Below are 12,932 nucleotides of genomic sequence, written 5' to 3'. Positions count from 1 at the left end.
TATAGACATGGCATCTAAAAAAGCCGGTGGCTCGACTAAGAACGGTCGTGACTCAAATCCTAAGATGTTAGGTGTTAAAATGTACGGTGGTCAAGCTGTGACTGCTGGTAACATTATCGTTCGTCAACGTGGTACAGAATTCCACGCTGGTGCAAATGTTGGTATGGGCCGTGACCATACTTTATTTGCTACTGCTGACGGCGTAATTAAGTTTGAAGTGAAAGGTCAATTTGGCCGTCGCTATGTAACTGTTGAAACTGCATAAGTTTTAAAAGTTCAGAAAAAACCCGCATTTTATGCGGGTTTTTTTTATATTTTTTAAAGATGAATTTTTCTAAAAATGATTTAAGCCAAAAGATGAACCGTCGCATTGTTCTTCACCATATTTTTTCTTATTAAAATACTACTAGTCACAAAATACCAAAAAATAGTGATGTACGTCACATTTATTTGGGCGTGTAATAGATGAAATAGGAGAAGGATAAGGAAGAAGGACATGAAAAAATTAAATCAAAATGTCTTGGGTGTTCCGAATAGTCGAATGACGAAAGCCTTAGAAAATACGTTACAAAAAGAACAAACTCATATTAGTACTGCAGTATCTACTGCAATGAATCTACAAACACTTGAGCCAAATCATTATCTTCGTAAACAAAAGTTCGCTGCTAAAGTGCTTTTATTAAGTGCAATTTTAATGACAGCGAATACAAACGTTTTTGCAACTTCGTGTAATTCTAATCAAGATACAGGTAGTTGTCCTGAGAGTGGAATACCAGGACCAACTGGTCCTGCTGGAGATAGTGCATATCAAGTTGCAGTGAATAATGGTTTTCAAGGAACTGAAACAGAGTGGCTGGAAAGTCTTGAGGGTGCTCAAGGTATCCAAGGTGAACAAGGTATCCAAGGTGAGCAGGGTATTCAAGGTGAACAGGGTATCCAAGGTGAACAAGGTCTCCAAGGTGAACAGGGTATTCAAGGTGAACAAGGTATCCAAGGTGAGCAGGGTATTCAAGGTGAACAGGGTCTCCAAGGTGAACAAGGTATCCAAGGTGAACAGGGTATTCAAGGTGAACAAGGTCTCCAAGGTGAACAGGGTATTCAAGGTGAACAGGGTCTCCAAGGTGAACAAGGTATTCAAGGTTTACAAGGCATTCAGGGTGTAACTGGTGCGACAGGTGCTACGGGTGCAACGGGTGCTACAGGCGCGCAGGGTGAACAGGGTATTCAAGGTTTACAAGGCATTCAGGGTGTAACTGGTGCGACAGGCGCTACGGGTGCCACAGGAGCTACAGGTGCTCAAGGTGAACAGGGTATTCAAGGTTTACAAGGCATTCAGGGTGTAACTGGTGCGACAGGCGCTACGGGTGCCACAGGAGCTACAGGTGCTCAAGGTGAACAGGGTATTCAAGGTTTACAAGGTATTCAGGGTGTAACTGGTGCGACAGGCGCTACGGGTGCCACAGGAGCTACAGGTGCGCAGGGTGAACAAGGCCTTCAAGGTATAAATGGTGCGACAGGTGCTACTGGAGCAATAGGTACCCAAGGGTTAAATGCGTATCAACAAGCTGTGGAAAATGGCTTTGATGGTACCGTGGTTGAGTGGTTGGCAAGCCTTAAAGGAGCAAATGGTACTACAGGCGCTAATGGTGTGAGTGCATATCAAGTTGCTGTAAACAATGGTTATGCTGGAACTATTACTCAATGGCTAGCGAGTCTGAAAGGTACAAATGGTATAAATGGTATAAATGGTGCAGATGGTACAAATGGTATCACTCCAGAGGAAATGGCTGCTGCCGATACCACTATCTTGAACCAAGCCAAAACTTATATAAATCAAGTTGGGCAGCAAACTCTGAATGATGCGAAAGCTTATACTGATAGTCGAGTGAATGCATTGAATCGAGACATGCGAGATTTGGAAGATCGAACATATGCTGCTGTAGCTTCTAGTATCGCAATCGCTTCTTTACCACAACCGACTGAAGCAGGTATGAGTATGGTAAGCGGTGGTATTGGGTTCTGGGAAGGTGAGCAAGGTTATGCCTTCGGTGTAAGTGGTGTGACTGAAAATAATAAATATGTCTATAAAGTTGCGTTGACGGGCAATAGCCAAGGTGACTTTGGTGGCGGTGCTTCTGTAGGTTATCAATGGAAGTAAGTATAAATTGATCTTAGTAGCTCAAGCAGAAAAGCTCCTGAACTTCAGGGGCTTTTTTGCATATGAGCTAAAAAATTGGTCTTCATCATGATGGATGTGTTATACATTAAACATTAATATTTATACAAATCTTCTTATTTTCTCAATTATTAGCCACTGAATTTGGTTTAATATGTGGCTTTCAATAGATTGCGAAATAGCAAATAAAAAAGGTGATGACATGAATATGCTTCGTAAAACCATGTGTGCTATGGCATTGGGTGCAGCGACACTCGCACCAATGATGAGTACTACTGTTTTTGCAGCACCTGTAGCGGCATCGGAGCAACAAGCAACTGCAAATTTGGTTAAGCAGTTAAGTGGTATTCAAAGTTTATCGGCTAATTTTGAGCAAACAACAAAAGCTTCAAGTGGTGCGAACAAGACACAAAAAAAAGGCTTAACTGCGCAGCACATGAATCAGACCTTTAAAGGGACAATGAAAGTTGCACGCCCAGGAAAATTCTATTGGGAAACGATAACACCTGCAAAACAAACCATCGTGACTTCAGGTAAAACAGTGTGGATTTACGACCCAGACTTACAACAGGCAGTTCGTCAAAGTTTAGATGAGCAAGTTGCAAATACGCCAGCGTTGTTATTATCGGGTAATACCAACCAGATTATGAAGTCTTACCGTGTTACTCAACCGAATAAAGGAAAAACCTATTACACCCTTTATCCAAAGAGTGATGATGGTGCTTTCCAAAGTTTAACCATCAGTTTTGGTGGCAACAAAGCTCCGAATTTAATGATTTTACAAGACTCATTGGGTCAAACTACTTATGTAAAATTTAATAATGTTAAGGTGAATGCGGCAATTCCTGCATCGACTTTTAATTTTACTCCGCCAAAGGGTACAGATATTATTGATCAATAAATCTGAAAACCTCCATCAAATGACGAGTGATAAAAAATGCAGCCTAAGTGCTGCATTTTTTTACATTAATAATTCAATAAATGATTTCGATTGAAATATTCATCTAAATATGTAGTCAATACATTGGGCTACATTTTGTAATTTCATCTTAAAGTGAGAGTTTGTATAGTGAAATATATTGTTTGAAGATACCGAATATAAGGTTTATTTATGAATACTTTCCAATTAAAACAACGAAATTTAGTTTTACCGCTGTTGTGTTCAGTGGTTTTATTTGCAGGTTGTCAGCCTAAGGATACCTCACAGAAATCTGTGGAAGCCAAAACTACAGCCACGGAAGCATCGGCTACGCAAGTCATTCCTGCAATTCAGGCAAAAGTCGTACCTGTTAAATTGGCTAAACCTGAAGCATGCGAAACGGAAGGATGCACGCAATACGATATTCAAACGGTTGAAACCAATTTTAAATGGATTGATCAGTATTTTATGGATCGGATTAAAAAAGCTGACCCAATAGCATTTTCAAATCAACCTAACCAGAAAGTACGTATCGAAGAAGGTGCTCAGCCGGGTTTAAATCAAAGTTCAACCTACGTACGTTATGTAGGGCAAAACGATAATTTCGCAACCTTTGCCATACAGAGTTATAGTTATTCAGCAGGTGCGGCACATGGAATGTACCATCAAGAATTCGTAAATTTTGATCTGAACAAGAAAAAGCGTTTAGCCCTGCAAGATGTTTTAATTAAAGGTGTTGATGCACAAGTTTTAGATGCGCTATATGACAATAACCAAAATTGGTTGCAAGAACACAATATAGAAAAGGCAAAACTACAGCTTAGTGATAATTTTTATTATGGTGCAAATGGTTTAGTGTTTGTGTATCCACTTTATGAGCTAGCCTCTTATGCTGAAGGCATGAGTGAGTTGACATTACCGTACTACACATTGAAAAAATTTGTACGCCCTGAATATTTACCAAGTTTGCCGCAATATCCTGAGCATTAAAATACGCATGAATAAGCCTAATTGATGGATTATTGCCTGAATGTGGTGGTGCTGGAACGTTGCTGACTGTATTTTTTGGCATGAACAGCTTACACTATAGCCAGTTTTTTTCTTTAGTAAAGACTGGCTATGATCGACCCGAAATTAATCAGAACAAATATTGAGGCTGTAAATTTAGCCTTGGCAAAACGTGGCATTCAATTGGATGTAGCCGAGTGGGCATCATTAGAAGCTCGCCGTAAAGATTTACAATCCAAAACTGAAGCGTTACAAGCTGAGCGTAATGCGGGCGCAAAACAAGTTGGTCAAATTAAAAAATCTGGTGGCGATGCATCGGAAATCATGGCACGTATGGGTGCTATTGGTGATGAAATTAAAGCTGCTGAAGTTGCTTTAGCAGAATTACAAGCGGAACTTGAAGCAAAACTTCTTTCAATTCCGAATATGCCACATGAGTCTGTGCCAGAAGGTAAAGACGAGAGTGATAATGTTGAAGTTTATACATGGGGCACACCACGTAGCTTTGACTTTGAGATTAAAGATCACACTGACCTTGGCGAATGGATGGGTGGTTTGGAGTTTGAAACGGCAACCAAATTAACGGGTTCTCGTTTTAGCGTCCTCAAAGGACCTTTAGCACGTTTACAGCGTGCTTTAACTCAATTTATGCTCGATACGCATACCTTAAAAAATGGCTATACCGAAGCCTATGTGCCGTATTTGGTCAATGCTGATTCTTTACGTGGTACTGGACAACTTCCTAAATTTGAAGAAGATTTATTCAAATTACAGGGCGAAAAAGAATACTACTTAATTCCAACGGCTGAAGTGCCAGTTACTAACTTTGTACGCGATGAAATTATTGATGCTGATCGTTTGCCATTAAAATATGCAGCGCACACGCCATGTTTCCGTAGTGAAGCAGGCTCTTATGGTCGTGATACGCGTGGTTTAATTCGCCAACATCAGTTTGACAAAGTTGAAATGGTGCAAATTGTAAAACCAGAAGATTCGATGCAAGCCTTAGAAGAATTAACAGGTCATGCAGAAGGTATTTTGCAAGCATTGGGCTTACCTTATCGTAAAATCACGTTATGTGGTGGAGATATGGGCTTTGGTGCAGCAAAAACTTATGATCTTGAAGTTTGGGTACCAAGTCAAAATACCTATCGTGAAATTTCGTCATGCTCAAATATGTGGGATTTCCAAGCACGTCGTATGAAAGCACGTTACCGTGCCGATCAGAAGAAAACCGAATTCGTACATACTTTGAACGGTTCTGGATTGGCGGTAGGACGTACTTTATTGGCAGTGATGGAAAACTATCAACGTGCTGATGGATCAATTGAAGTTCCAGTAGCATTACGTCCATATATGGGTGGTGCCGAATACATCGATTAATTAATTTTTCGATAGGTGTGCGTTTGTGCACGAAAATTGCTTTAAGACGATCAGATGTAAATATTAGAGGTATTCCGTGGAAATATTTCCAATCTCTTTAAAGCTGCAACAGCAACCTTGTCTGATTGTCGGCGGTGGGCGTATCGCTTACCGCAAAGCGGTTTTATTGGCCAAAGCAGATGCAATTCTGCATGTGATTGCGCCTGAAATTGAACCAGATTTACTGACTTTGGTACAACAAACCCAAGGTCAGTATGTTGCTGCTGCTTTTAAAACACAGGTCAATTTACGCGATTATCGCCTCGTGATTGCAGCGACTAATGATCGCGCTGTTAATCAGCAGGTGTTTGAAGCCTGTGAAGCAGAAAAGGTTCTTGTTAATAGTGTAGATGATCCACCCCATTGTCGCTTTATGGTCCCTGCCATTATTGATCGTTCACCACTGATTATTTCTGTGGCGAGCAATGGCACATCTCCCGTTTTATCTCGTCAAATTCGGACGCAGTTGGAAACCTTAATTCCGCATGGGATGGGTAAACTGGCGCAGTTTTCAGGTAAATGGCGTGCGACAGTAAAGCAAAAAATTACCAATCCTGACGAGCGTCGCATTTTTTGGGAAGATTTGTATGCAAGTCCACTCAAAGAGCAGGTGTTTAATGGCAATGAGGCTGAAGCCGATCAACTAATTGAGCAGGCATTACAAGAATGGAAAACTCCGAAAGGGGAAGTCTATTTGGTGGGGGCTGGACCTGGCGATCCTGAATTATTGACTTTAAAAGCATTACGCTTAATGCAGCAAGCGGATGTAGTGATTTATGATCGTCTGGTCTCGCAGCCGATTATGGATTTATGTCGTCGTGATGCAGAAAAAATTTATGTAGGCAAAGCGCGCTCTAATCATTCAGTACCCCAAGAAGGTATTAACGCATTATTGGTGAAGTACGCCAGTCAAGGCAAGCGTGTTTGTCGGCTAAAAGGTGGTGATCCTTTTATTTTTGGTCGCGGTGGTGAAGAAATTCAAGAGTTGTTTGATGCAGGCATTACCTTCCAAGTGGTGCCAGGGATTACGGCGGCATCAGGCTGTTCAGCGTATGCAGGTATTCCGCTGACGCATCGTGACTATGCCCAAAGTGTCCGTTTTTTAACAGGGCATCTCAAAGAAGGTTCGCCTGAGTTACCTTGGGATGAGTTGGTCTATGAGAATCAAACTTTGGTGTTGTATATGGGTTTGGTTGGCTTGGAAAATACCTGTCAGCAACTGATTGCACATGGACAACGTCCCAATATGCCTGTTGCATTGATTTCTAAAGGCACAACACCCGAGCAAAAAGTGGTTGTGGGTACTCTGGCAGATATTGCGAGTAAAGTGAGCGAACATCATATTCAAGCACCGACTTTAACCATCATTGGTGAAGTGGTGAGTTTACGTGAACAATTAAAATGGCAGTAACATGCCATTGTTTCATTCCATCTGCTATTTATCTAAGACTGAATTGTTCTGATATTGAACGGTTCATCTAAGATAGAGCAAAATTATTAAGTTGAGAAATGTTGTGATCCATGTTGTTTTATACGAGCCTGAAATTCCTGCCAATACAGGAAATATCATTCGTTTATGTGCCAATACTGGAGCGCAGCTACATTTGGTCAAACCTTTAGGCTTTGAGTTGGATGATAAAAAACTCAAACGTGCTGGCTTAGATTATCATGAGTGGGCACGCATGCAAATTTGGGACAATATTGAACAATGTCTTGAATTTTTGGCAACACAAGGTGTGGATAAAGATGCCGTCTATCCTTTAACCACTAAAGGGACTGAAACGCCACATACTTCTGATTTAAATCGACCAGTTGCATTATTAATGGGACCAGAAACACGTGGTTTACCTGAACATGTGCGTTTAATGTTTCCACAGCAACATTGGATTCGTTTACCGATGGCAGCCAATTCTCGCAGTTTAAATTTATCTAATGCCACTGCGGTGATCGTCTATGAAGCATGGCGTCAGCAAGGCTTTAAGCAATTAGTAGAAGAATAAAGTAATAAAATGGCAGAGTTGATTTAAACCGACTCTGCTTGTTCTTGGCGCTGATCAAAACCCTGTCTTGATTTTAAGACTTTCCCCATATTGGCTTCGACCCAATCTTTCATTTGATAGGCATTTTGCGCAAAATCTTTGCCTATTTCAGTCAGTGCATATTCAACGCGAATGACATTGTCTTCATGAATAGTACGCGTTAAAAATCCATCACGTTCTAATATTTTCAATTTCTGCGAGAGTACTTTAGGTGAAATTCCTAGGATATTCTTTTTCAATTCATTGAAATGCTGAGATTCCTGATCCAGCGTATATACAATTAATAAGATCCATTTATCTGCAAATTTTTCAAAAAAAAGTCGCGCAGGACAATCAGGATGAAAAATATTAAATTTCAGTGGTTTATTCATAAATTTCAGACCTCATTGATTGCATTTTGCTGCTTAAATATCAATTTCCTATACCAGTTACCATGTGGTAACTAATTGATACTAGATTTCATAAGTGTATCATGGGTGAATGAAAATTGCGCTACTGTTATGAATAGATGCTGTATTGGATCACCAATCATTTTGGGGATGGGTCATGCAATAAAGTTACAGATTTGTTGTTTTGTTACAGGTGCTAATCGCGGGCTAGGTTTGGCAATTGCACGTGAAGCACGTAAACAAGGCACAAAAAAATATATGTCGCAATGCGCCAGATCGTTGGGTTTCAAGAAGAAAGTTGAATTCCTGTTCAACTTGATGTGAATGATAAACAGTCTATCTAGCGTGCAGTGTAAACGTGTGCTGATACAAATATATTGGTCAATAATGCAGGCATTGCACTGTTAAATACGCAGCCAGTAGATGCCAATATTATTGAAACAACACATAAAATTTTAGAAACCAATTTGTTTGGCATGATGCGGGGCACACAAATATTTTCACCCATTTTGCAGCAAAACCAACAGGGTTATGTGGTGAATATTTTGTTGGATGTCTCTTGGGAACCCAGTACTTCATTAACAGGTTATGCAATTTCTAAAGCGGCTGCGTGGTCTTATACCAACTCCAGTCACCAATGGTTATCCCAGTTTTATATTCAGGTGATGGGCGTTCATGTCGGATTTATTGATACCGATTTAACACGAGGTTTACCTATTGCTCAATTTAGCCCTGAGTTTGTTGCGGAACAGATTTTTGCAGGGATTCAACAAAATGCTTATGAAGTGCTGGTAGGGGAGAGAACCCAAAGTTTAAAACAAGGCTTGAGTGACGTCGTGGCAAGTTACGTCAAACTCAAACCTGATCAGATTTAGAGAAAAATCATGTGATTGCATGATTGTATTGAAGTTTCAAAATATTTGATTTAAATAGAGGAAAACAAGATGGCTAATATTTCGGTGGTTTATTTTTCTGGCTATGGCCATACCAAAGTAATTGCACAAACCTTTGCTCAGGAAATTTCAGCAAATTTAATTGAAATTGATGCAAATGGTGATATTCAAGAACAGGATTGGGCGACACTCGATCAATCTGATGCGATTGTATTTGGTGCTCCAACTTATATGGGGACTGCACCTTGGCAATTTAAAAAGTTTGCTGATGCAACGTCAAAAAAATGGTTTACTCGCGCATGGCAAGACAAAATTTTTGGTGGATTTACCAATAGTGCCAGTTTAAATGGTGATAAACAACTGACCTTGATTCAGTTACAAACTCTTGCGTCTCAACATGGCGGGATTTGGGTGAGCTTAGGTTTATTGCCTGCAAATAGTAAATCAGCGACCCGTGAAGATGTGAATAATTTAGGTGGCTCGGTAGGCTTATTGGTCCAAACACCTTCAGATGCCAGTGTTGATGAAATTCCTAGTGGGGATCTCGAAACGGCAAAAGTTTATGCAAAGCGTATTGCTAAGATTACTAATAAGTTTTTGGCATAAGCCAACATAAAAAAAGACGCATACTGCGTCTTTTTTTATACATGAAAATTAATGATGATCATCAAATTCATGATATTGCGGGGCAGGTTGTTTGAACCCTTTGGTTTTATAACCTAAGTATAAAATACCAAACATTGCCCACCACAAACCATATTTCAAAGCAGTTTCTTCAATTTCAAGCCACATGGCAAAAATACTTAGGAAACCTAGCATTGGAATAACTACGAAATTAATAATTTCTTTGGTTGATTTTGTACGACCATCACGTAGTGCATAACGTGAAATCACCGATAAATTCACAAAAGTAAATGCGGTTAAAGCGCCAAAACTAATCATTGAAATTACAATATCAAGGTCCATAAAGCCTGCAGTTAAAGCCACTAAACCGACAATCAAAATATTGTAAGACGGTGTATAGGTTCTTGGGCTGATATGACCAAATACTTTTTTATTGATAACGCCATCACGACCCATCACATACATCAAGCGTGATACGCCAGCATGTGCAGAAATACCTGATGCCATAACCGTCACAATTGCAAAATACAATACGGCTGTTTTGAAGGCAACACCACCCACAGCTTGTAAGATATCTGGCTGAGTCGCAGCAACATCTTCAAAGTAAGTTTTAGGATCATTCGGGAAGTAAATTTGCATGAAATAAGTGCTGATGATAAAAATCACACCTGCAAATAATGCCGTCATGAAAATAGCTTTAGGTAGCGTTTTTTCAGTGTCTTTGGTTTCTTCTGCTAAAGAACTTAAAGAGTCAAATCCTGTGAAAGAGAAGCAGAGTAAAGTTGCACCTGTAATTAATGCACCAATAGTGGTCATCTCGTTCCAAAATGGTTCAAGACTCCAAAGTTGATATTTAGCATTGACCAGAGTGCCATCTGCATTCACGCCACCAGCCAGTAATTGATACACCATCCATGTAAAGTATGCAATTACACCCAACTGAACGAAAACAATCAGACTGTTAAAGTTGGCAACAAAACGCGCACCACGTAAGTTTACCCCTGTCATCAGCGCAGTAAGACCCACAACCCAAACCCAATGATTCACATCTGGGAATAACGCTTCTAAATAAATCACCGCCAGAACAATGTTGACCATTGGCGATAATAAATAGTCTAACCAAGATGACCAACCCACCATAAAACCGACATTGGGATGAATGGATTTTTGGGCGTAGGTATAGGCAGAACCAGAAGATGGGTAGCGACGGATCATGTGTCCGTAACTAATAGAGGTAAATAGAATCGCAACCAAGGCAATAATATAAGAGGTTGGAACATGATAATGGCTTTCTTCAGATACTAAACCAAAAGTATCAAACAAGGTCATTGGCTGAATATATGCTAGGCCAATAATGACGATGTGCCAAAATCCAAGCGTTTTTTGCAGTTTAGCTGCCGATTGAGTCCCAGAGTTATTTGTCAACGGCGTTATCCTCTTAATCGTTGATCAAGGATCAGTCATGTTTATAAGGATCGTTTGAGACGAACGATCCCCCCTACGAATAAAATAAAGTGCGCCAATCTATCCTAAATTGATGTCACTTGTCAGTATTTTTGTAGAACTTTTAGCAAATTCTCTGCCAAATAGGTAAAAAATAAATGACCAATGTGTCATTTATGAAAAAGCCTGATGTTAGAACATCAGGCTTCATTATTTATTGCATTTTTACCATGCTTTTTGAAGAATAGATCTTAAATCTTCAAAGGATGCTTCTTTAGGATTGTAGATGATGGAACCATCATTTAAGGCTTTTTCGGCCACTTCATCCAATTGAGCTTCGGTGACTTTGCCTGTTTCTTGTAGCGTTCTTGGTAGTTTGGTCAGACTGAACAAACGATCACGCATGGCTTGAATGGTCGTGATGGCTTTATCTGCACGTAAATGTGCTGGGGTTTGCGCATAAATATCGGCTCCTGCAAGCGGAAGCAATAGATCTGCGATTTTGTCGCCATTCACTTCTTTATTGTATTCGAGTACATAAGGCAGGAATAGATTCATACATAGGCCGTGGGGGAGGTGAGCCACGGCACCGAGCGCATGGCCTAAAGAATGAACTAGACCGACCATAGAATTAGAGAAGGCAATGCCTGCCATAGTAGATGCTTGCGCCAGTTCTAAACGACCTTGTGAATCATTAAGGTTATCTAAAACATTAAATAGATTAGCGCTAATTTTCTTAATCGCAGCCGTTGCATAAGCATCACTGATAGGATTGGCTGCCATACACGTGTAGGCTTCAATTGCATGAGTAAGTGCATCCATTGCAGTCATCGCAGTTAAATGCGGTGGCAGGGTAAGCGTCATGCGTGGATCAAGAATTGCAGCATGTGGCATCAGGTAGTATGAAGCAAATGCCATTTTTACATTCTTGGCTGTGTCGGATACAACCGCAACCATGGTCACTTCAGAACCCGTACCCGATGTGGTTGGAATCACAAAGAACGGTTTTAACGGCTTAGGTAAGTTGTGTGCGCCTGAATATTGCAGTAAATCATCACCACCTTCACTGACTAAAATATTAGTGGCTTTCGATGTATCAATCACAGAGCCACCACCAACGGCAATAATCGCATCACATTGGTTTTCACGATATAAAGCAGCGGCACGACGTACTGTATCTAAGCTTGAATCAGGTGGAACATCATCAAAAATACAGCCGATCACTGCATCGGTCGATTCAAAAGCCGCCTCAATGGGGGCCAGTAATTGGTTACCACGCACGCCTTTGTCGGTGATGATCATGGGGCGTTTGGCACCTAATGTAGAAAGTTCAAAAGGAATGTGCTCTAACGCGGCATTACCCGCAATCACTTTAACTGGGCAAAAAAATTCGTAATAAGGCTTTGCCATGTTATGCACTCCGTTTGAAATATGATTGAGCCACTTTAAGATAAATATTGGCTGCGCCTGTAAGCTTTTCTTTTAGGCTAAGTTCGTGTGGGTATTGTTTGACTGCAAGTTCAGCCAGTAATTTAGGTAAAATCAATGCTTCCATTTTATTCAAGCAACGAACCAAACGAATGGCATAAGATAAATCGCCATCGGCAATCATGCGGTCATTGGCAAATGCTTGAGCGGTACTTTCCTGAAAAGAAAAGACTAAAAAGGCATGACTGAGATGTTTGAAGGTAATGGTGAGGTCTGGTTTTTGCTCAGTGTCGTTCAATAATAACAATTGATGATTATCGGTGACTTTGGCAATAAAAGCAGGACCATGCGGGAATACCTTCATGGATAATACGAAATTTGCAGGAAATTTTGCGACTTCCTGCCGAACTTCATCATCCACCTGACTTGCCATAACCAATCCTCTGCCAATCACATCCATCATGAGTTTGACATAGGCGAGCTGTAAAGCAGGTTTTACTGATTTGTTTAAAATCACTTGCTTATCCCTTAGTTTAAGAGTCTTTTATTTTATTTAGAGTAAATACTCTAATTTATTTCGCTATATAAAGT

12 protein-coding genes and 1 pseudogene are annotated in these 12,932 nt (G+C 40.3%); 9 read left to right on the top strand and 4 right to left on the bottom strand.

Going from position 1 to position 12,932, the window contains the following annotated elements; translation table 11 throughout:
* Nucleotides 1-7 precede the first annotated feature (7 nt).
* From rpmA to M5E07_RS12070, 7 genes are all read left to right on the top strand, one after another.
* Nucleotides 8-265 carry a 50S ribosomal protein L27 gene (gene rpmA, locus M5E07_RS12105; protein ID WP_016165771.1) on the top strand — a complete coding sequence of 86 codons (258 nt, stop codon included), beginning with the start codon at nt 8-10 and terminating at the stop codon, nt 263-265.
* Between the two features lie 231 nt (nt 266-496).
* The gene (locus M5E07_RS16335) at nt 497-2,158 is read left to right on the top strand and encodes a YadA-like family protein (protein WP_286675271.1); all 1,662 of its coding nucleotides are present in this window, start codon (nt 497-499) and stop codon (nt 2,156-2,158) included.
* A gap of 220 nt (nt 2,159-2,378) precedes the next feature.
* Nucleotides 2,379-3,077 (top strand): outer membrane lipoprotein periplasmic chaperone LolA, encoded by a 699-nt coding sequence (gene lolA / locus M5E07_RS12090; protein ID WP_116759899.1) that lies wholly within the window; start codon nt 2,379-2,381, stop codon nt 3,075-3,077.
* Nucleotides 3,078-3,287: 210 nt separating this feature from the next.
* Nucleotides 3,288-4,085 (top strand): RsiV family protein, encoded by a 798-nt coding sequence (locus M5E07_RS12085; RefSeq protein WP_252219517.1) that lies wholly within the window; start codon nt 3,288-3,290, stop codon nt 4,083-4,085.
* A 129-nt stretch (nt 4,086-4,214) separates the two neighbouring features.
* Nucleotides 4,215-5,486, top strand: coding sequence for a serine--tRNA ligase (serS, locus tag M5E07_RS12080; RefSeq protein ID WP_116759895.1), 1,272 nt, complete (start codon nt 4,215-4,217; stop codon nt 5,484-5,486).
* A 76-nt stretch (nt 5,487-5,562) separates the two neighbouring features.
* Entirely contained in the window at nt 5,563-6,936 is a 1,374-nt protein-coding gene (cysG, locus tag M5E07_RS12075; RefSeq protein ID WP_252219515.1) for a siroheme synthase CysG, read from the top strand.
* A gap of 103 nt (nt 6,937-7,039) precedes the next feature.
* Nucleotides 7,040-7,525 (top strand): tRNA (cytidine(34)-2'-O)-methyltransferase, encoded by a 486-nt coding sequence (locus M5E07_RS12070; protein ID WP_116759891.1) that lies wholly within the window; start codon nt 7,040-7,042, stop codon nt 7,523-7,525.
* A 23-nt stretch (nt 7,526-7,548) separates the two neighbouring features.
* On the opposite strand, the gene M5E07_RS12065 is transcribed toward M5E07_RS12070, so the two are convergent.
* Nucleotides 7,549-7,935 carry a winged helix-turn-helix transcriptional regulator gene (locus tag M5E07_RS12065; protein WP_252219513.1) on the bottom strand — a complete coding sequence of 129 codons (387 nt, stop codon included), beginning with the start codon at nt 7,933-7,935 and terminating at the stop codon, nt 7,549-7,551.
* 168 nt (nt 7,936-8,103) lie between these two features.
* Here M5E07_RS12065 and M5E07_RS12060 point away from each other — a divergent pair.
* A pseudogene (locus M5E07_RS12060) lies at nt 8,104-8,828 on the top strand (SDR family NAD(P)-dependent oxidoreductase).
* 69 nt (nt 8,829-8,897) lie between these two features.
* A complete protein-coding gene (locus M5E07_RS12055; protein WP_252219509.1) occupies nt 8,898-9,452 on the top strand; it encodes a flavodoxin family protein in 555 nt (184 codons plus the stop codon).
* A 48-nt stretch (nt 9,453-9,500) separates the two neighbouring features.
* Here the strand turns inward: M5E07_RS12055 and M5E07_RS12050 are convergent, their stop codons facing one another.
* The 3 genes from M5E07_RS12050 to M5E07_RS12040 all read right to left on the bottom strand — a co-directional run bounded on the left by M5E07_RS12050 (nt 9,501) and on the right by M5E07_RS12040 (nt 12,858).
* Nucleotides 9,501-10,895, bottom strand: coding sequence for an APC family permease (locus M5E07_RS12050; protein ID WP_252219507.1), 1,395 nt, complete (start codon nt 10,893-10,895; stop codon nt 9,501-9,503).
* A 243-nt stretch (nt 10,896-11,138) separates the two neighbouring features.
* A complete protein-coding gene (locus M5E07_RS12045) occupies nt 11,139-12,323 on the bottom strand; it encodes an iron-containing alcohol dehydrogenase (protein WP_252219504.1) in 1,185 nt (394 codons plus the stop codon).
* A 1-nt stretch (nt 12,324) separates the two neighbouring features.
* A complete protein-coding gene (locus tag M5E07_RS12040) occupies nt 12,325-12,858 on the bottom strand; it encodes a hypothetical protein (RefSeq protein WP_252219501.1) in 534 nt (177 codons plus the stop codon).
* Between the last annotated feature and the right edge of the window lie 74 nt (nt 12,859-12,932).

Origin of the sequence: Acinetobacter tibetensis, from assembly GCF_023824315.1 — a bacterium.
Classification (GTDB): Bacteria; Pseudomonadota; Gammaproteobacteria; order Pseudomonadales; family Moraxellaceae; genus Acinetobacter; species Acinetobacter tibetensis.
The sequence above is the reverse complement of the archived record's forward strand: the minus strand, read 5'-3'. Positions and strand labels throughout refer to the sequence as shown.